We start from the raw sequence: 19,220 nt of genomic DNA, 5'->3' as shown, positions 1-19,220 counted from the left end.
GGCGGGGGCCCAAGTTCTGCATGCGTTATCGCGATGCGTGCAAATTGGGTTCCCGCCTGCGCGGGAACGACGGTTTCACAGCTAGCTGTCGAGGTGCGAAATGAGCGCCCTGCGGCCCTCGCCCTCCCCCTCCACCGCCGCCGGCGGCAGCGCCCGCGCATGATGCACGTCGACGGAGATGCCAACGGCCATGATGTCGATGAGGAGCAGCTGCAGGATCCGCGAAATCATCGCGAGGAAGTGCGTGCTGTCCTCCGCGTGATCCACGGCCAGCAGCACGTCCGCGCGGCGCGCGAGCGGCGACTGGCTGTTGCAGATCGCGATGACGTCGGCACCGGCCGCGCGCGCCGCATCCACGGCCGACAGCAGGTCCGGCAGGCGGCCCGAGTTCGAGATCGCGACGACGACGTCGCCCGGTCCCAGCAGCTCGGCCGCCAGCTTGAACAAATGCGAGTCGCCGTACAGCGCCGTCGGGATGCGGAAGCGGAAGAATTTGTGCTGGCCGTCCAGCGCCACCACGCGCGAATTCCCCATCGCGTAGAACTCCACCCGTTTCGCGCGGCTCACCAGTTCGATCGCGCGGTCGATGGCGCGCACGTCCAGCTGGTCGCGGAACTGCAGGATCGCCGAGATCGTGTTGTCGATGACCTTCGCCGACAGGTCGTGCGTGCTGTCGCTGCCGCGCACCTGGCTGTGGCGCACGGGGATCGATCCCGTCAGGCTGCTCGCGAACTTCAGCTTGAAATCGGCGAGGCCGAGGAAGCCGAGCGAGCGGCAGAAGCGGATCACCGTCGGCTGGCTCACGTCCGCCAGCTTCGCGATGCCGGCGATCGGTTCGTTCAGCACGAGGCGCGGCTGTTCCAGCACGAGGGCCGCCACGCGCTGCTCGGCCGGCGTCAGTTCCGGGCGCAGCTTGTGGATGCGGTCCATCAGCGTGTTGCCGCCGCTGCGGCCGCGCAGGTGTTCCGACAGGATGTTCGCGACACCGTCGAACGCCACGTGCGGCGTCGAGATCACGTACGTCGGGATGTCGGACAGGTAGCTGGAAAAACGGCCCTTCGCTTCGAAGCGCGTGCGGAACGGCGACGTCCTGAACCACTCGCCCAGGCGCGGCACGATGCCGCCGCCGATGAAGATGCCGCCGAACGCACCCAGCGTCACCGCCAGGTTCGCCGCCGCGCCGCCCAGCATGCCGCAGAAGCATTCGAGCACTTCCAGGCACAACGCATCGTGGTCGTCGAGCGCACCGGTGATGATCTCGGCGGACGTGCGCGCGGGCGCATCCACTTGGTTACGCTCGGCGAGCGCGCGATGGATGATCTCCATGCCGGGGCCGGAGATCAGGCGCTCGTTCGACACGTGGCTCCATTCGCGCCACGCGGTCTGCAGGATCGCGAACTCGCGCTCGTCGCTCGGTGCGAAGTTGACGTGGCCGCCTTCGCTGCCGAGCGTGACGAAGCCGTCGACGGTCGGGATGCCGCCGGAGACGCCCAGGCCCGTGCCCGGTCCGAGCACGCCCAGCACGGCGCCCGGCACGGGTTTGCCGGGGCCCACCTGCATCAGGTCCGATGCCTTCAGGCCCGGGATCGCCATCGCCAGCGCCGTGAAGTCGTTCACGATCAATAGGGTGTCCAGCCCAAGCTCGCGGCGCACGGCGTCCGTGGAGAATTCCCACGGGCGGTTCGTCATGCGCACATAGTCGCCGTCGACGGGGTTCGCGAGCGCGAGCGCGCCGTGGTGCAGGCGCGTGTCCGCGTGTTCGGCGAGGTAAAAGCGCAGCAGCGGGACGATGCCCGAGTAGTCGTCGCACTTCAGCACGCGCACCGAGCGATAGGTGCCGGGCGCGGTCTGCAGCGCGAAGCGCGCATGCGTCGCGCCGATGTCGGCCAACAGGCGCGGGCCGTCGGCGAACGCGGTGCGCGTATTGTCTGATTGCTCTTCCATTATGCGATTGTACCGAACCAGCCGCCGTACGGGGGCAGCGTGACGGTCGTGCCGTTCACGTCGCCGGACAGGCCGTGGCCTTCGAGCTTCTTCGCACCCGCCGCTTCGGGCCAGTCGAACGTCAGCGGCGCATTGGTCACGTTGAATACGGCCAGCACCGACGGGAAGCCTGCCTCGTCGCGACGCAGCGCCAGCGCCTGTTCCGGCACGTCGAAGAACGCGATGTCGCCGCGCGTCAGTTGCGGCAGGCCGCGGCGCCATTGGATGATGTTGCGCGCGAAGTTCAGCGTCGATTGCGGGTCCTTGTCCTGGCCTTCCTCGGCCAGGCACACGTGCTCCGGCGGCACCGGCAGCCACGGTTTGCCGGTGGTGAAGCCGGCGTTCGGCGTTGCGCGCGTCCAGGGCATCGGCGTGCGGCAGCCGTCGCGGCCCTTGAACTCCGGCCAGAACGTGATGCCGTACGGGTCCTGCAGCAGCTCATAGGGAACGTCCGCTTCCGGCAGCGCCAGCTCGTCGCCCTGGTACAGGCACGGCGTGCCTTTCAGCGACAGCTGCAATGCCAGCACGAGCTTGGACAAGGCCGGCGTCCATTCGCCGGCGGACCAGCGCGTGGCGACGCGAATGCTGTCGTGGTTACCGACCGACCACGAGGCCCAGCCGTCCTTCACGCGCGCATTGAATTCCTCGACCTGGCGGCGGATGTGGCGGCTGGAGAACTGGGGCGTGAGCAGGTTGAAGCTGTAGGCCATGTGCAGCTTGTCGCCGCCCGACGTGTAGTCGGCCATGACGGCCAGCGAATCGTCCGCGCCCACTTCGCCGATCGCGACGGCGCCGTATTCGTCCAGCAGCTTGCGCAGCCTTTGCAGGAACGCGATGTTCTCGGGCTGGGTCTTGTCGTGGATGTGGGCCTGCATGCCGTACGGGTTCACGTCCGTGACGGTCGACGTGTCGCGCACGAGGGCCGGCGGATTGCTCTGGAGCGAGCGGTCGTGGAAGTGGAAGTTGCAGGCGTCCATGCGCACGCCGTCGACGCCGCGCTCGAGCCAGAAACGCAGCGAATCCAGGTGCGCCTGCTGCACGGCCGGATGATGAAAATTCACCTGCGGCTGGTTCACGAGGAAGTTGTGCATGTAGTACTGCTTGCGGCGGCTGTCCCACTGCCACGCCGAGCCGCCGAACACGGACAGCCAGTTGTTGGGCGGGTTGCCGTCCGGGAGAGGATCGGACCACACGTACCAGTCGGCCTTCGGATTGTCGCGGCTCGAGCGGCTCTCCACGAACCACGGATGGTTCTCGGCCGTGTGCGCCATCACCTGGTCGATCATGATCTTCAGGCCCAGGCTGTGCGCCTTCGCGACGAGCGCGTCGAAATCGGCCAGGGTGCCGAACAGCGGGTCGACGTCGCAGTAGTCCGCGATGTCGTAGCCGAAATCCTTCATCGGCGACTTGAAGAACGGCGACAGCCAGACGATGTCCACGCCCAGGCTGGCGATGTAATCCAGCTTGGCGGTAATGCCCGGCAGGTCGCCCACCCCGTCGCCATTCGTGTCGAGATAGCTGCGCGGGTAGACCTGGTAGATGATGGCTTCGCGCCACCACGGATTCTTGTCGTGCGAGGAAGTGGTCATGCGGTGTCTCTCCAGTGATTTTTACGCAATATACAGGATGAAATCCGCAATGACAATCGGCGCGAAAATCGCATAAAACCGTAAATATCCATTTAAATCATTGACTTACGATTTTTCATACAAAACAGAGCCGTTCCGATCGGTAGTCAAACTACATCAATAAGTGTTAACCTGTCGCGTCAACAGAACACCACCGACCATGACCCGAACGACTCTCCGCGCCGCCGGCGCCCTGCTCTCCTGCCTGGCCGCCACCGGCGCCCACGCCGCCATCGGCCCGGACGCCTGCGACAGCAAAACCTTCGCGACCGTCCTGCATCCGGCCGCCGCGCACTACGACGCGCGCGCCGTCTGGCTCGACGGCAGGACGATCCAGTGGCCGGGCAGCGCGCCCGCCGGCAGCGTCAAGCTGTATCACGCGGCGCGCGGCACGATCGCGGCGCCGAAGGGCGAACAGGTGACCGGTGCGGACGGCGCGATCCGTCTCGACCTGTTCTCCGGCCCCGTGCCGCCAGGTTTTACCTACCTGGCCCCGGGCCCGGTGCTGCGCGTGGGCGACGCCGATGCGGCCAGGCTGCCCGACCTGCACCGCGGCCAGCTCGTGCTCGTGCGCGAGGATGCGGCGGGCCGTGTGCTGGACGCCACGCGCGTCCAGGTCGCCGGCGCGCTGGACGATTTGTACGCGGCCGCCGCCGACCTGCCGCCGCTGGGCGTGGACGTGGGCAGCGGCCGCACGCGCTTCACGGTGTGGGCACCGACCGCGCAGCAGGCGGCCGTCTGCGTCTACGGCGGCGGCACGGGCGGCGTGCGCGCGGTCTACCAGATGGACTTCGACCGCCGCACGGGCGCGTGGCACGCCGCACTGCCGGGCGATTTGACCGGCAAGTACTACAAGTACGCGGTCGACGTGCCGGTCGATGCGGGCATCGTGCGCAACCTCGTCACCGATCCGTATTCGATCGGCCTGACGACGGATTCGAAGCGCAGCTACATCGCACGCCTCGACGCGCCGCGCCTGAAGCCGGCGGGCTGGGATACGACACCCGCGCCGCAGACGGTCAAGCACCAGACCGACATGGTCGTCTACGAACTGCACGTGCGCGACTTTTCGCGCGACGACGCCAGCGTGCCGGCCGCGCAGCGCGGCAAATACCTCGCTTTCACCGATACCGGTTCGGACGGCATGAAGCATCTCGCGGCACTGGCGCGCAGCGGCCTGACGGACATCCACCTGCTGCCCGTGTACGACATCGGCAGCGTGCCCGAGACGGCATGCGCCGTGCCGCAACCCACCGGCACGCCGGACGGCGACACGCAGCAGGCTTTGGTAAGACGCACGGCGGAGACGGACTGCTTCAACTGGGGCTACGACCCGTTCCACTACAACGCGCCGGAAGGCAGCTACGCCACCGATCCGGCCGACGGTGCGCGCCGCATCGTCGAGTTCCGCCAGATGGTGCAAAGCCTGCACAGGACGGGCCTGCGCGTCGGCATGGACGTCGTCTACAACCACACGTTCATCGCGGGACAGAACGAGAAGTCCGTCCTCGACCGCGTCGTGCCGGGCTACTACCACCGCCTGGACGCGAGCGGCGCGATCGAGCGTTCGACGTGCTGCGACAATACGGCGACGGAACACCGCATGATGGGCAAGCTGATGATCGATTCCGTCGCGCTGTGGGCGAAGGAATACAAGATCGATTCGTTCCGCTTCGACCTGATGGGCCACCAGCCGCGCGCCGTGATGGAAGACCTGCAGAGAAAAGTGAATGCGGTGGCTGGCCGCAACGTCCAGCTGATCGGCGAAGGCTGGAACTTCGGCGAAGTGGCGGACGGCGCCCGCTTCGTGCAGGCGTCGCAACTGTCGCTGAACGGCAGCGGCATCGGCACCTTCAACGACCGCCTGCGCGACGCCGTGCGCGGCGGTTCCGCGGGCGATTCGGGCGAGGCGATGTTCAGCCGCCAGGGCTGGATCAATGGCCTCGTCTACGATCCGAACGCACATGCGGGCGCGCGCCCCGCCGCCGACCTGTTGAAAGCCGCGGACCTCGTGCGCGCGGGGCTCGCGGGCTCGATCCGCTCGTATCGGTTGCACACGTCCGACGACAAGACCGTGCCGCTCGAATCCATCGACTACAACGGCCAGCCGGCCGGCTATGCGAGCGAGCCGGGCGAGGTCGTGAACTACGTCGAGAACCACGACAACCAGACGCTGTTCGACATCGACGTGTTCAAGCTGCCGCCGTCCACCACGGCCCAGGATCGGGCGCGCGTGCAGGTGCTGGGCATGGCCGTGGACGCGTTCGCGCAGGGCGTCGCGTACTACCACGCGGGCATCGACGTGCTGCGTTCGAAGTCGCTGGACCGCAACAGCTTCAATTCGGGAGACTGGTTCAACCGCATCGACTGGACGTACCGCGACAATCACTTCGGTACGGGCCTGCCGCCCGCGGACGACAACGGCCGCGACTGGCCGCTGCTGCAGCCCCTGCTGGCAGATGCCGCCATCAAGCCCGCCCCCGCCGACATCGCGTTCGCGCGCGACGCGTTCCGCGACCTGCTCGCCATCCGCGCCAGCTCCACGCTGTTCCGCCTGCCGACGGCGGCCGCCATCCGCCAGCGCCTGCGCTTCTTCAACACGGGAAGCAGCCAGGTGCCGACGGTGGTCGCCGCGCACCTGGACGGCCGCGGCCTGGCCGGCGCGGGGTTCGCCGGCATCGCCTACTTCATCAACGTGGACAAGGTCGGGCACACGGTCACGGACGCGGAGGCCGCCGGCAAGCGCCTGCACCTGCATCCCGTGTTCCTGTCCGAACACGTGGCGGACAAGCGCGCCACGCAGGCGACGTTCGACGGCGCGACGGGCGCGTTCTCGATCCCGCCGCGCACGGCCGTCGTGTTCGTCGAAGATTGAACGGCGCGCGCCCGGCGCGCGCCCGGTGCTAGTATTTTTCGTCCACAAGACGGGAGAACTGGCATGAGCAATATTCGCGCATGGGCCGCCCAGTCCGCCGGCGGCCCTTTGGCACCGTTCGCGTATGACCCGGGCCCGCTGGGACCGGAAGACGTGGAAGTCGAGATCGACCATTGCGGCGTCTGCCATTCCGACCTCTCCATGCTGGACAACGAATGGGGCATCACGGCGTACCCGTTCGTGCCCGGCCACGAAGCCATCGGCCGCGTGGCCGCGCTCGGCGCCATCGCCGCGACCAAGGGCCTCACCATCGGCCAGCGCGTGGGCGTGGGCTGGAACGTGCGCAGCTGCCAGCACTGCGCGGCCTGCATCCGCGGCGATTTTCATTTGTGCGCCAGCGTGCAGGCGACCATCGTCGGCCACCACGGCGCCTTTGCCGACCGCGTGCGCGCCCACTGGATCTGGAGCATTCCGATTCCCGGCGCACTGGCGGCGCAGAACGCCGGCCCGCTGCTGTGCGGCGGCATCACCGTGTTCGCGCCGCTGCTGCAACTGCACGTGCCGCCGACAGCGCGCGTGGCGGTATTCGGCATCGGGGGCCTGGGTCACATGGCGCTGATGTTCACCAGGGCCTGGGGCTGCGACGTGACGGCATTCACGTCCTCGCCCGGCAAGGTGCAGGAAGCGCTGAGCTTCGGCGCCCACCACACGGCATCGAGCCGCTCCGACGCCGACATGCGGCGGCTGGCCGGCAGTTTCGATTTCGTCTTCATCACGGCCAATGCGCCGCTCGACTGGGATGCCGTCATCGCCCTGCTCGCGCCCGGCGGCCGCCTGCACTTCCTCGGCGCCGTGCTGCAGCCCGTGCCGGTGCAGGTCATGAGCCTGATCATGGGCCAGCGCGCGATCTCCGCTTCGCCGACGGGCAGCCGCGCCCAGATCGACACGATGCTGCGCTTCGCGACCCACCACCATGTGGCGCCGAAGGTCGAGCACTTCCCGATGAGCCGCGTGAACGACGCGATGGATCATCTGCGCGCGGGCAAGGCGAGCTACCGGATCGTGCTGGATGCGGATTTCGCCTGACGGGGACAGTGCGGCTGGACCGATTGCAACATTGGTCCAGCCGCACTACAATGGACCGACGACAGGCTGCCCACCACGGAGACCATGAAGCTCGCGTTCCTCGCCGTCCTCGCCCTCTGCACCCCGGCCGGTGCCGCCACCCCGTTGCCACCGAACGGCGCCACCGGCGTCAATCCGGACACCCACCTGGTGCTTCGCTTCGCCAGCCCGCCGGCGATCGGCCACGCCGGCAGGATCCGCATCTACGACGCGGCCGACGACAAGCTCGTGGACGAACTGGACCTGAGCATCCCCGCGGGTCCCACCGAACGCGCGCCCGGTCCGTATCCGCCCTACCTCGCCACGCCGTACGACCACGGCGGGCCGCGCCGCACCAATGCGGATACGACGCCGGGCACGCCGTCCGCACCGGGCGTCCAGCCTGCCGCCGGCCACTACCAGCTGACGATCATCGGCGGCTTCACGGACGGTTTTCATTTCCACCCCGTGATCGTGCACGGCAACGCGGCCACGATTTACCCGCACCACGACCTGCTCCGCTACGGGAAATCGTATTACGTGCGGATCGACCCGGGCGTGCTGACGGTCGCCGACGGCAGCTTCAAGGGCGTCAACGACTGGCGCTTCGCGACGAAGGCCCATGCGCCGGCCGCGGATGCGCGCCGCGTGACCGTGGCGGCGGACGGCAGCGGCGATTTCGACACCGTGCAGGGCGCGCTCGACTGGGTACCGGACCGGCACGCCGGCCGCGTCACGATCTTCGTGCGGAACGGCGACTACGAGGAAATCGTCTACGCCCGCAACAAGCACGACGTCACCATACAAGGCGAGAGCCGCGACGGCGTGCGCATCCATTACGCGAACAACGAGGTGTTCAATCCGCATCCGCCGAACGTCGGCACGAACGAGTTGCCGGGCAGCTTCCCGTCGCGGCGCGCGGCGTTCGCGCTCGACCACGTGCACGGCATGGTGCTGGAAAATCTGACCATCGCGACGACGGCGAACGGCCAGGCGGAAGGTCTGCTGCTCAACGGCGAGCGCACGATCGTGAAGAACGTCACGATCGAAGGTGCGGGCGACGCGCTGCAGACGAACGGCAGCGCGTACTTCGAGAACATCCGCCTGACGGGCACCGGCGACACGATCCTCGGCCGCGGTCCGGCGTACTTCCGCCACTGCGAGATCGCATCGCGCGGCGCGTTCATGTGGATCCGGAATACGCAGGCGAATCACGGCAACGTGTTCGACCGCTGCACGTTCCGTGCGACCGGCGGCGAGACTGTCCTGGCGCGCCTGCCCGACAACAAGGGCCGCAACTATCCGTATGCGGAAGCGGTGCTGCTGGATGCGACCCTGATCGGCATCGCGCCGGAAGGCTGGGGCCCCGTCGACGGCGATGCGGCGCACGTACGGTTCCGGGAATTCAACAGCCGCGCTGCGGACGGCAGGCCGGTGGATGTCGGCAAGCGGCATCCGGCATCGCGCCAGCTCGACAAGGATCGCGACGCGGACACGATCGCGCACTACCGCGATCCGGCATGGGTGCTGGGCGGCTGGACGCCTCACTCGCCCTGACGGCTTCCCTTGCGATAATCGGTCGGACTGCTGCCCGTCCACTGCTTGAAGGCGCGGCAAAAACCGGTGGCGTCCGCGAAACCCAGGTCGAACGCCAGCGCCGCCACGCCCGTGTTCGAATTCGCCAGCCGGTGGACGGCGATGTCGCGCCGCAGGCCGTCCTTCACCAGCTGGAAGCGCGTGCCCTCTTCCGCGAAGCGCCGGTTGAGCGTGCGCACGGAGACGTGCAGGGCCTGCGCCAGATCCTGGATCGTCACCGGCTGCGCGATGTGCTCCTCGAGATACGCGCGCGTCCTGGCCATCAGGGTGCCGCGCTGGCCCGCGCTGAACGTCCAGTCTTCCGGCGCGCGTTTCAGGAACGCCCACAGCTCGTGCTTTTCGCGCCTGAACTGTTCGGCGCAATCGGCGTATGAAAAATAAATGCCCGTCACGTCCGCGTCGAAGCGGACCTCGCCGGGGAACAGGAACGCATGGTCTTCCGCGTGGCGCGGGTGAGAGAAGCGGAATTCGACGCGGTGCAGGCCGAGCTCCCGGCCGAGCAGCCACGATGCGATCCCGTGGATCAGCTTCATCATCAACTCGTGGGCCAGCGGCGTGACGGGCGTCCCCGGCGCCCGCTCCACCAGCGCCAGGCGCACCAGGTCGTTCTTCGTCGAGATCTGCAGCCGGTAATCGTCCAGCAGCAGGTTCCAGAAGCGCACGAGGCGATTCAGCGCGACCAGCACCGTCGGCGCATCCAGGAGGCTGAGCATCAGGTATTTCAGCGTGCCGCCCCGGATCGGCCGCGACCACAGGCCCAGCATCTCGTCGTCGAGCGTCGCCGCGATCGTCCGGTACAGCCCGACGTATTGCTGGCGCGTGAGCCGCGCGTCGGGCTGGTCGAGCAGCGATGGCGGAATGGCGGCGCTGGCGAGCGCTTGCGCCGCGACGCCGTCGCCATGCCGGGTGCGGATGGCGTGCAGCATCCCGTGCAGGAAATGGGCAGAGAGGGTGATCATGCCGTGATTATGGCGCGTTTTGCATACTGATTGGCGCGATGCACCAACTTTTCATGCGCGACCTCCCTATACTGGCACTTGAATCCTGCGCCGCATGGCGCATTTTGCAAACCGTTGGGGAGCATGGAATGACTGCGAAACGTATCGTCGTGACCGGCATGGGCCTGGTGTCGCCGTTGGGCTGTGGGGTCGAGGCCGCGTGGGCGCGCCTGTTGAGCGGCGAGTCCGGCCTGGTCGGCCTGTCCGAGGAGATCACGGAAGGGATCGCGGCGAAGATTGCAGGCGTCGTGCCCGCGTTGGCGGAAGACCGCCCGTGGGGTTTCGATCCCGACCGCGTCGTGGAACCGAAGGACCAGAAAAAGATGGACCGCTTCAGCATGTTCGCCCTCGCCGCCGCGCAGGAAGCCTTGCAGCAGGCCGGCTGGCAGCCGCAGACCGACGACGAACGCGAACGGACGGCCACCATCGTGGCGTCCGGCATCGGCGGCTTCGGCGCCGTCGTGGAAGCCGTCCGTACGACGGATGGCCGCGGGCCGCGGCGGCTGTCGCCATTCACCGTGCCGAGCTTCCTGGCCAATATGGCGGCCGGGCACATCTCCATCCGCCACGGCTTGCGCGGCCCGCTGGGCGCGCCCGTGACGGCATGCGCCGCGAGCGCCCAGGCCATCGGCGATGCCGCGCGCATGATCCGCGCCGGCGAGGCCGACGTCGCCGTGTGCGGCGGCGCCGAGGCGTGCATCGACCGGGTCAGCTTCGGCGCCTTCGCCGCCGCGCGGACGATGTCCACGAGCTTCAACGACGACCCCGCGCAGGCATCCCGTCCGTTCGACGCGGCACGCGATGGCTTCGTGATGGGCGAAGGCGCCGGCATCCTCGTCATCGAAGACCTGGAGCATGCGCTGCGCCGCGGCGCCGTGCCGATCGCGGAACTGGTCGGCTACGGCACGAGCGCGGATGCTTACCACATGACGTCGCCGCCCGAAGACGGCGACGGCGGACGGCGCGCGATGGCGCTCGCGATCCGGCAGGCGGGCGTGGCGCCGGAACGGATCGGGCACCTGAACGCCCATGCGACGTCCACGCCGGTGGGCGACGCCAGCGAACTCGCCGCCATCAAGGCCATCTTCGGCGCGGGCCAGGGCCCCGCCGTCTCGGCCACCAAGTCCGCGACGGGCCATTTGCTCGGCGCGGCCGGCGGCGTGGAAGCCATCTTCACCGTGCTCGCGCTGCGCGACCAGGTGGCGCCGCCGACCCGCAACGTCGTGCAGCCGGATGCGGCGACGGAAGGCGTCGACATCGTCGCCGGCGCGGCGCGCCCGATCGCGACGGAGTATGCGATCTCGAACGGGTTCGGATTTGGCGGCGTCAATGCGAGCCTGCTGTTCCGGCGCATGACACCGGCTTGACTGTTACGCGTACCGGAGTGGAGGCGCCTCCGCCGGCGCCAGGCAATCCGCGCGGGTCATCGTCACTCTTCCAATGGCCAGACTTCCACCGTCCCATGCGCCACCGCACAAGGAGATGTCGATATCAGCTGGATTGCCTCCGCCATGTCCGCCGCTTCGATGATCGCGAATCCGGCGATCGGCAACGGTGCCGACATGAAAGGCGCGTGCTCGGTTTCGATGCCACGGGCATCCGGATTGCGGACCTGGACGGGAGCGCCCGCGATGCCGATCAAGGCGCCGCGGCGCTTCAGCTCCGCGTCATGGGCGTGGGCCGCGTTGCGTATGTCGGGACTGGTCCGGTCGTAGCCGGCACGGTCGCCATAACCGATCGTTACGAATCTTGGCATGATTCCTCCTGTGTTTGCACCGCCGTCAAGACATGGCCATTCTGCGGCCAGGCAAAAACATCGGCAACAGTGCGATCGAAAACGCGCGTATGCGTTCCCGACGACATAGTCATCGCTGTTCGCCTTGCCCCCGCTTGCGCGCCCGATCCGTCAGCACGAGCGCGATCCCGCCCAGGATCGCAACGACGGCCACCAGCAGCCGCGTCGTGAACGCTTCATCGAGCCACAACGTGCCGCCGACGGCCGCGATCACGGGCACGGACAGTTGCACGCTCGCGGCCTGCAGCGCCGACAGCCCGCGCAGCGCCGCATACCAGATCACGTAGCCGAGCCCCGACGTGAGCGCACCGGACGCGATGGCAAGCAGCACCCCGGCCGCATCCGCATGCGCGCGGGCCGCGCACATCACACCAAGCGCCAACGCCAGCGGCGTGGCGCGCAGGAAGTTCGATGCCGTGGCCGCGAGCGGGTCGGGCACGCCGCGCCCGCGCAGCGAATACGCGCCCCACGCGATGCCCGCGACGGCCATCAGCGCGGCGCCCATCAGCGGCGGCGCGGCCACGCCGGGCAGCACGAGCACGATGAAGCCGGCCAGCGCGAGCGCGAGGCCCGCCCAGCCGCGCGGCGCGAACCGTTCGCCGCCCGCGAGGCCCACGGCGAACATGGTCAGCTGGACGGCGCCGAACAGGATCAGCGCGCCGGTCCCCGCCGGCAAGGTGAGATAGGCGAACGAGAACGCGGCCACGTAGGCGAACAGCATGGCGGCGGCGCGCCAGTCCGGCTTCGCAGCGGCACGCGCACGCACGCGCATCGCGAGCGCCAGCACGAGCGCGCCGGACGTCACGCGGATCGCGCCGAAGGTCGCGGGATCGATGTGCGTGTCGCGCAGGGCGACGCGGCACAGCAGCGAATTCGCCGCGAACGCGGCCATGGCCAGCGCCGTCAGGGCGATCGTGGCCGCCGGTTCCTTCGGTCTGCGCGCGCCAGGACGGTCCAAGTCAGATGTCGAGGTGGGAAATGAGCAGGCGGCGGCGTTCGCTGTCGCCCTCCGCCGCCTCACCGGCCGGGCCGAGCGAGATGCCGACGGCCATGATGTCGATGAGGAGCAGTTGCAGGATGCGCGAGATCATCGACAGGAACGTCGTGCTGTCCTCGCTGTGGTCGACGGCGAGGCACACGCTCGCCTTGCGCGCCAGCTGGGACTTGCTGCTCGTGATGGCGATGACGTCGGCACCGGCGGCACGCGCGACGTCGACGGCGTCCAGCAGTTCCGGCAGCTGGCCCGTCGTCGAGATCGCGACGACCACGTCGCCCGGTCCCAGCAGCTCGGCCGCCAGCGCGAACAAATGCGAATCGCCGTACGACGACGTCGGGATGCGGAAGCGGAAGAATTTGTGCTGGCCGTCCAGCGCCACCACGCGCGAATTGCCCATCGCGTAGAACTCCACGCGCTTGGCGCGGCGCAAAATGTCGATGGCGCGGTCGATCGAGTTCACGTCCAGCTGGTCGCGGAATTTCAGGATCGCGGACACGGTGTTGTCGATGACTTTCGCCGACAGGTCGTGCGTGCTGTCGGTCATGCGCACCTGGCTGTGGCGCACGGGGATCGTGCCCGTCAGGCTGCCCGCAAACTTCAGCTTGAAGTCGGCGAGGCCCGCGAAGCCCAGCGAACGGCAGAAGCGGATCACGGTCGGCTGGCTGACGTCGGCCAGCTTCGCGATCTCGGCGATCGGCTCGGACAGGACCTTGCGCGGATGCTCGATCACGAGCTGCGCCACGCGCTGCTCGGCCGGCGACAATTCCGCCTGCAGGTGCTGCACGCGTTCCATCAGCGTGTTCGCGCCGCTGCGGTTGCGCAGGTGCTCCGACAGGATGCTCGACACGCCGTACAGCGCGGGCGTCGGCATCATGATCACGTACGTCGGGATCTGCGCGAGGTAGCTGGAGAAGCGCCCCTTCGCTTCGAAGCGCGTGCGGAACGGCGACGTCTTGAACCACTCGGCCATGCGCGGCACGATGCCGCCGCCGATGAAGATGCCGCCGAACGCGCCGAGCGTGACGGCCAGGTTCGCGGCCGCGCCGCCCAGCATGCCGGCGAAGCATTCCAGCACTTCCAGGCACAGCGGATCCCGCTGGTCCAGCGCCGCGGCCATGATCGCGGCCGCATCACGTTGTGGCGCTTCCACGCCGTTGCGCAGCGCGAGCGCGCGATAAATGATTTCCATGCCGGGGCCGGAGATCAGGCGCTCGTTCGACACGTGCTGCCATTCGCGCCAGGCGTATTGCAGGATTGCGAATTCGCGCTCGTCGGCCGGGGCGAAGTTGACGTGGCCGCCCTCGCTGCCGAGGGTGACGAAGCCGTCCACGGTCGGGATCACGCCCGACACGCCCAGGCCGGTGCCCGGGCCGAGCACGCCGGCCACCGCATTCGCGATCGGCTTGCCGCCGCCGATCTGCAGCAGGTCTTCCGGCTTGAAGCCCGGCAGCGCCATCGCCAGCGCCGTGAAGTCGTTCACGATCAGCAGCGTCGTCAGGCCGAGCGTGCGGCGCACCTCTTCCGTCGAGAACTGCCAGTCGCGGTTGGTCATGCGGATGAAGTCGCCGCTGATCGGGTTCGCGAGCGCGAACGCCGCGTGGGTGATGCGGATATGGCCGCTCTGGGCCTGGGTCTGGGCCAGGTAGGCGTTCAGCAGCGGGACGATGCCCGGATAGTCGTCGCACAGCAGCACGGCCACGTTGCGCAGCACGCCCGGCGCGATCTCCAGGGCAAAGCGCCCATGGGTCGCGCCGATGTCGGCCAACAGGCGCGGACCGTCGGAATACGCGGCGCGGGTGTGCTTCTGTTCGGTGTCGGGCTCAAGCGTCATGGTGTTGCTCTTCTCGCGAAGGTCTCCTCTATTGCGCGTAGGATACCATTGATTGAAATGCACCAAAAAGCGATTATGACCCGATTCGGATGGTTACAACGAAATAAGCGGCCCCGCAGGACCGCTCTTTCCACATCGACAACGCCGGCGCTTATTGGCCGCGCGCTTCCGCGTCGATCTTCGACAGCGCGCCGGTATCGCGCATGAACCAGCAGACGACCAGGGTGCAGGCGATGACGGCCGTCGTGTACCAGTAAAAGCCGCTTTCCAGGCTGATGGATTTGAACCACAGCGCCAGGTACTCGGCCGTGCCGCCGAACACGGAGACGGCGAACGCATACGGCACGCCGACGCCGGTAGCGCGGATCGAGGCCGGGAACAGCTCGGCTTTTACCAGCGCGTTGATCGACGTGTAGCCGGACACGATCATCCAGGCGCAGGCGATCAGGCCGAACGCCTGCCACGGACCGCTGGCGTGGCGGATGCCGGTCAACAGCGGCACGGTGAACAGGGTGCCGAGCAGCGCGAAGCCGATGAGCAGCGGCTTGCGGCCGATGCGGTCCGACAGCGCGCCGTACAGGGGCTGCAGGCACATCGCGAACAGCAGCGACGCGGCCGAGACGGCGGTCGTCTGCGAGTCGGTCAGGCCGACGGACAGGCGCAGGAATTTCTGCATATAGGTCGTGTAGACGTAGAACGCGAGCGTGCCGCCCATCGTCAGCCCGACCACCAGCAGCACTTCGCGCGGGTGCTGGGCCAGCTGCTTCATGCCGCCCATCGGCTTGGCCTTTTTACGCGCGGCTTCGAACGACGCCGTCTCCGGCAGGTTGTGGCGCATGCGCAGCGCCAGCAGCGCGAGGCAGGCCCCGGTGAAGAACGGGATGCGCCAGCCCCAGGCCCGCAGCTGCTCGGCGTCGAGCAGGAAGTTCTGCAGCACGAGCAGCAGGATCAGCGCCAGCAGCTGGCCGCCGATCAGCGTCACGTACTGGAAGCTGCTGTAGAAGCCGCGGTGCTTCGAGTCCGCCATCTCCGACAGGTACGTCGCGCTGGCGCCGTACTCGCCGCCGAGGCTCAGGCCCTGCAGCAGGCGCGCCAGCAGCAGGATGCACGGCGACAGGATGCCGGCCGCGGCATACGTCGGCGCGCAGGCGATCAGGAGGGAGCCGAAGCACATCAGCAGCACGGACGTCATCAGCGCCGTCTTGCGGCCCAGGCGGTCGCCGATGTGGCCGAACAGGATGCCGCCGATCGGGCGCACGAAGAAGCCGAGCGCGAAGATGCCCGCCGTGGACATCATCTGCGCCGTCGGGTCCTGCTTGGGGAAGAACGAACTCGCGAAGTACAGCGCGAAGGCCGAGTAGCAGTAGAAATCGAACCACTCGACGAGGTTGCCGGCCGAGCCGATGAAGATGGCCTTCAGGCGCGCGCCGGAAATGCGTTCGCCGGCGCCGGCGGCTGCCTGGGCGCCGGCCTTGGATGTGATGGTGTTCATGGATGTCTCCTCTTTTGGTATGCCCACTATCCCAGCCGCGGGCCGCGCGCACATCCGCAACTTCCGGCGCGCCCTTCTCCGTAAAACTACGGAGGCGGTTTTCTTCGGGCCGCGCAACTGCTATCGTTGGCGTCATGCCCAAACTGCTCAATCTCCTCATCGGCGCCGGTGCGCTCGCCGTCATCGCGGCGTCGGGGAACTGGGCCGAGCGCCACGAGCTGCAGACCAAGACGGAAGGCCTGCGCCAGGCCGCGGCCGCGCACGTGCTGGGGCTGCGCGGCCTCGTCGAGAAACACGACTTCCTGCCGCACGCGGCAGCCCGCCACCCGGACGTGCAAGACCTGCTGCGCACCCCGCGCGACGGGGCGCTGCAGGCGCGCGTCAACGATTATTTCGCCGACCTGCAGGCGACGACGGGCGCCGCCGCGCTGTTCCTCGTCGACCGCGCCGGCCTCACGCTCGCCGCCAGCAACTGGAACCTGCCGTCCAGCTTCGTCGGCCAGTCCTACCGCCAGCGTCCTTACTTCGAGGATGCCGTGCAGGGCCGGCGCGGCATCTTCTATGGCCTCGGCCTCACGACGGGCCAGTCCGGGCTGTTCATCGCGGAGCCCGTGCGTGCGGGCGGCACCATCCTCGGCGTCGTCGTCGTGAAGATCAGCCTGGAGCCATTGCAGGCCGCGTGGATGCGCGGCGCCGATCCGGTCGTGCTGCGCGACAGCCGCGGCATCGTCTTTCTCTCCGCCGTGCCGGACTGGCTGTTCCACGCGATCCGGCCCGTATCCGCGGCCGACCTGCACTGGATCGCCGAGCACCGCCAGTACGGCAACCGCGAACGCTTCTACGTGCTGCCGTGGCAGACGGAGTCGCGCGGGACGTCTCCCGGCTTCGTCCTGCACACGAGCGTGGGCGGGCGCCGCCACGACCTGCTTGCGCTGGACACGCCGCTGCCGGAACTGGGCTGGACGCTGACCGTCACGACGGACATGAAGGAAGTCGTGCAGGCGCGCCAGCTGGCGCTGATGCTGGCCGCGCTGGCCGTCGCGCTGCTGCTGCTCGGCGTGCTGTACTGGCGCCTGCGCGAAAAGCGCTTCCGCGAGCAGCGCTCGGCCCGCATCGAACTGGAACGCCGGGTCGAGGAGCGCACCCGCGACCTGGAAGAAGCGCACGCGTTCCGCAAGGCGATGGAGGACTCGCTCCTCGTGGGCATGCGCGCGCGCGACCCGGAGGGCACCATCATCTACGTCAACCCGGCCCTGTGCGCGATGGTCGGCTACAGCGCGGATGAACTGCTGGGCCGCCGGCCGCCGTATCCCTACTGGCATCCGGACGACCAGGAAAAACACGAGCGCGAAAGCGCCGACGTGTTGCAGGGCCGCGCCGCGCCGCACGGCTTCGAATCGCGCATCCGCCACAAGGACGGCCACGACGTGATCACGATGGTCTACACGGCGCCGCTCGTGGACGCGCAGGGCGTGCACCGCGGCTGGATGAGCTCCGTCGTCGACATCACGGCGCAGAAGCAGGCCGAGGCCCGCCAGCGCGACCAGGAAGTCCGCCTGCAGCGCAGCGCGCGCCTCGCGAGCGTGGGCGAGATGGCGTCCACGCTCGCGCACGAATTGAATCAGCCGCTGATGGCGCTGTCGAACTTCGCCGTCGCGGCGCGCGCCCTCGCCGCGCAGTCCGCGCCGCCCGACATGCTGGCCGGCGCGCTCGACGAGATCGTCGAACAGAGCAAGCGCGCCAGCGAGATCGTCAAGCGGGTGCGCGCGTTCATCAATCCCAAGCGGGGGCATTACGAAAACCTTGCGGTCGATGGCGTCATCGCGCACGCGGCAGCGTTGCTCAAGCCGGAATTGCAGCAGGCCGGGATCGCGCTGCAACTGTCGTTGGACGCCGCTGACACGCTCGTGCGCGGTGACCGCGTCCTGCTCGAACAGGTGCTCGTGAACCTGATCCACAACGCGATGCACGCCATGCAGGATCGCCCGCGCGGACGCATCGACGTCGCGAGCCGGCGCGTGGACCAGGGCGTGTGCGTGACCGTCCGCGACGAAGGCCCCGGCATTCCGCCCGAGCAGCTGGACCAGATCTTCGCGCCGTTCTTCACCACCCGCCCCGACGGCCTGGGCCTGGGCCTGAACATCTGCCGCACCATCGTCGAGGCCCACGGCGGTTGCATGACCGTCGAGAACCCGGCCGCCGGCGGGGCCGCCTTTTCCTTCACGCTTCCGATCGCGCCATGAAAGACATCCCGCTCACGCTCTACGTCGTCGACGACGACGAAGCCCTGCGCCGCTCCCTGCTGTTACTGCTGTTCTCGCAGGGACTCGCCGTGCAGGCGTTCGAATCGGGAGAAGCGTTCCTGGACGCCGTCGACATGCGCCAGCCGGGCTGCCTGATCCTCGACCTGCGCCTGGGCGGCATGAGCGGCCTGGCCGTGTTCGACCGCCTGCGCGCGGCGCACAGCCCGCTCGTCACGCTGTTCCTGTCCGGCCACGGCGACATCCCGACCGCGCTGGAATCCGTGCGCCAGGGCGCGTGGGACTGGGTGGAAAAGCCGGACACGCAGCACCTGCTCGACAAGCTGCCGGCCGCCATCGCCGAGGCGCGCGCACGGGCGCACGCGCTGCGTCTCTGGGCCGAGCTGACGCCGCGCGAACGGGAAGTCGCGCGGCTCGTGGGGCTCGGCCAGCCGAACAAGGAGATCGCGCGGCTGCTCGTGCCGCCGTGCGGGCCGCGGTCGGTGGAGACGCACCGGGCGAACATCTTCAGCAAGCTGCAGTGCGCGAACGATAATGAACTCGGGCGGTGGCTGGCCGCCCATCCGTGGCTGGGATGACTCGTAGGGTGGGTGGCCCTCCGCCCGCGCGTGGCGCCGGCGACACGCACGCGTCACGCGTGGGCACGCCTCATTCGAGGCC

The 19,220-nt window shown here is 68.4% G+C and carries 13 protein-coding genes; 6 read left to right on the top strand and 7 right to left on the bottom strand.

Annotated features, from left to right (window positions below):
• Positions 1-81 precede the first annotated feature (81 nt).
• Positions 82-1,944, bottom strand: coding sequence for a glucokinase (glk, locus tag QPK29_RS13250; RefSeq protein ID WP_371769097.1), 1,863 nt, complete (start codon positions 1,942-1,944; stop codon positions 82-84).
• Positions 1,944-3,572: an alpha-amylase family glycosyl hydrolase gene (locus QPK29_RS13245; protein WP_371769096.1), complete on the bottom strand. Its 1,629-nt coding sequence runs from the start codon at positions 3,570-3,572 to the stop codon at positions 1,944-1,946. Before QPK29_RS13245 ends, glk begins: the two co-directional genes overlap by 1 nt.
• A 199-nt stretch (positions 3,573-3,771) precedes the next feature.
• Here QPK29_RS13245 and QPK29_RS13240 point away from each other — a divergent pair, with 199 nt between their 5' ends.
• The 3 genes from QPK29_RS13240 to QPK29_RS13230 all read left to right on the top strand — a co-directional run bounded on the left by QPK29_RS13240 (position 3,772) and on the right by QPK29_RS13230 (position 9,147).
• Positions 3,772-6,486 (top strand): alpha-1,6-glucosidase domain-containing protein, encoded by a 2,715-nt coding sequence (locus QPK29_RS13240; RefSeq protein WP_371769095.1) that lies wholly within the window; start codon positions 3,772-3,774, stop codon positions 6,484-6,486.
• 63 nt (positions 6,487-6,549) lie between these two features.
• Entirely contained in the window at positions 6,550-7,572 is a 1,023-nt protein-coding gene (gene ahr, locus QPK29_RS13235; protein WP_160409209.1) for an NADPH-dependent aldehyde reductase Ahr, read from the top strand.
• 84 nt (positions 7,573-7,656) lie between these two features.
• The gene (locus QPK29_RS13230) at positions 7,657-9,147 is read left to right on the top strand and encodes a pectinesterase family protein (RefSeq protein ID WP_371769094.1); all 1,491 of its coding nucleotides are present in this window, start codon (positions 7,657-7,659) and stop codon (positions 9,145-9,147) included.
• On the opposite strand, the gene QPK29_RS13225 is transcribed toward QPK29_RS13230, so the two are convergent.
• Positions 9,135-10,145: an AraC family transcriptional regulator gene (locus QPK29_RS13225; protein WP_371769093.1), complete on the bottom strand. Its 1,011-nt coding sequence runs from the start codon at positions 10,143-10,145 to the stop codon at positions 9,135-9,137. The two genes, QPK29_RS13230 and QPK29_RS13225, sit on opposite strands and share 13 nt — an antisense overlap.
• A 128-nt stretch (positions 10,146-10,273) precedes the next feature.
• Here QPK29_RS13225 and fabF point away from each other — a divergent pair, with 128 nt between their 5' ends.
• Positions 10,274-11,551 carry a beta-ketoacyl-ACP synthase II gene (gene fabF / locus QPK29_RS13220; RefSeq protein WP_371769092.1) on the top strand — a complete coding sequence of 426 codons (1,278 nt, stop codon included), beginning with the start codon at positions 10,274-10,276 and terminating at the stop codon, positions 11,549-11,551.
• A 62-nt stretch (positions 11,552-11,613) separates the two neighbouring features.
• Here fabF and QPK29_RS13215 read toward each other — a convergent pair whose 3' ends face one another.
• The 4 genes from QPK29_RS13215 to QPK29_RS13200 all read right to left on the bottom strand — a co-directional run bounded on the left by QPK29_RS13215 (position 11,614) and on the right by QPK29_RS13200 (position 16,299).
• Complete coding sequence (locus tag QPK29_RS13215) at positions 11,614-11,940, bottom strand: YciI family protein (RefSeq protein WP_056130569.1); 327 nt, start codon at positions 11,938-11,940, stop codon at positions 11,614-11,616.
• A gap of 109 nt (positions 11,941-12,049) precedes the next feature.
• The gene (locus QPK29_RS13210; protein WP_371769175.1) at positions 12,050-12,871 is read right to left on the bottom strand and encodes a DMT family transporter; all 822 of its coding nucleotides are present in this window, start codon (positions 12,869-12,871) and stop codon (positions 12,050-12,052) included.
• Between the two features lie 67 nt (positions 12,872-12,938).
• Positions 12,939-14,807, bottom strand: coding sequence for a glucokinase (locus QPK29_RS13205; RefSeq protein ID WP_056130562.1), 1,869 nt, complete (start codon positions 14,805-14,807; stop codon positions 12,939-12,941).
• A gap of 151 nt (positions 14,808-14,958) precedes the next feature.
• Positions 14,959-16,299: an MFS transporter gene (locus QPK29_RS13200; RefSeq protein ID WP_371769091.1), complete on the bottom strand. Its 1,341-nt coding sequence runs from the start codon at positions 16,297-16,299 to the stop codon at positions 14,959-14,961.
• Positions 16,300-16,433: 134 nt separating this feature from the next.
• Here QPK29_RS13200 and QPK29_RS13195 point away from each other — a divergent pair, with 134 nt between their 5' ends.
• Complete coding sequence (locus QPK29_RS13195) at positions 16,434-18,542, top strand: sensor histidine kinase (RefSeq protein ID WP_371769090.1); 2,109 nt, start codon at positions 16,434-16,436, stop codon at positions 18,540-18,542.
• Positions 18,539-19,138, top strand: a complete 600-nt coding sequence (locus QPK29_RS13190) for a response regulator transcription factor (protein WP_160409213.1) — start codon at positions 18,539-18,541, stop codon at positions 19,136-19,138. Before QPK29_RS13195 ends, QPK29_RS13190 begins: the two co-directional genes overlap by 4 nt.
• Positions 19,139-19,220: the final 82 nt, after the last annotated feature.

Origin of the sequence: Massilia orientalis, from assembly GCF_030411975.2 — a bacterium.
In the GTDB taxonomy this organism is placed as follows: Bacteria; Pseudomonadota; Gammaproteobacteria; order Burkholderiales; family Burkholderiaceae_D; genus Telluria; species Telluria orientalis.
The sequence above is the reverse complement of the archived record's forward strand: the minus strand, read 5'-3'. Positions and strand labels throughout refer to the sequence as shown.

What these genes read in the sequence shown, in the direction of transcription:
- fabF (WP_371769092.1), top strand. Translation starts at nt 10,274, where the DNA reads ATGACTGCGAAACGTATCGTCGTGACCGGCATGGGCCTGGTGTCGCCG.
- glk (WP_371769097.1), bottom strand. Translation starts at nt 1,944, where the DNA reads ATGGAAGAGCAATCAGACAATACGCGCACCGCGTTCGCCGACGGCCCG.
- QPK29_RS13225 (WP_371769093.1), bottom strand. Translation starts at nt 10,145, where the DNA reads ATGATCACCCTCTCTGCCCATTTCCTGCACGGGATGCTGCACGCCATC.
- QPK29_RS13240 (WP_371769095.1), top strand. Translation starts at nt 3,772, where the DNA reads ATGACCCGAACGACTCTCCGCGCCGCCGGCGCCCTGCTCTCCTGCCTG.
- QPK29_RS13205 (WP_056130562.1), bottom strand. Translation starts at nt 14,807, where the DNA reads ATGACGCTTGAGCCCGACACCGAACAGAAGCACACCCGCGCCGCGTAT.
- QPK29_RS13245 (WP_371769096.1), bottom strand. Translation starts at nt 3,572, where the DNA reads ATGACCACTTCCTCGCACGACAAGAATCCGTGGTGGCGCGAAGCCATC.
- QPK29_RS13230 (WP_371769094.1), top strand. Translation starts at nt 7,657, where the DNA reads ATGAAGCTCGCGTTCCTCGCCGTCCTCGCCCTCTGCACCCCGGCCGGT.
- QPK29_RS13200 (WP_371769091.1), bottom strand. Translation starts at nt 16,299, where the DNA reads ATGAACACCATCACATCCAAGGCCGGCGCCCAGGCAGCCGCCGGCGCC.
- QPK29_RS13195 (WP_371769090.1), top strand. Translation starts at nt 16,434, where the DNA reads ATGCCCAAACTGCTCAATCTCCTCATCGGCGCCGGTGCGCTCGCCGTC.
- QPK29_RS13210 (WP_371769175.1), bottom strand. Translation starts at nt 12,871, where the DNA reads ATGGCCGCGTTCGCGGCGAATTCGCTGCTGTGCCGCGTCGCCCTGCGC.
- ahr (WP_160409209.1), top strand. Translation starts at nt 6,550, where the DNA reads ATGAGCAATATTCGCGCATGGGCCGCCCAGTCCGCCGGCGGCCCTTTG.
- QPK29_RS13190 (WP_160409213.1), top strand. Translation starts at nt 18,539, where the DNA reads ATGAAAGACATCCCGCTCACGCTCTACGTCGTCGACGACGACGAAGCC.
- QPK29_RS13215 (WP_056130569.1), bottom strand. Translation starts at nt 11,940, where the DNA reads ATGCCAAGATTCGTAACGATCGGTTATGGCGACCGTGCCGGCTACGAC.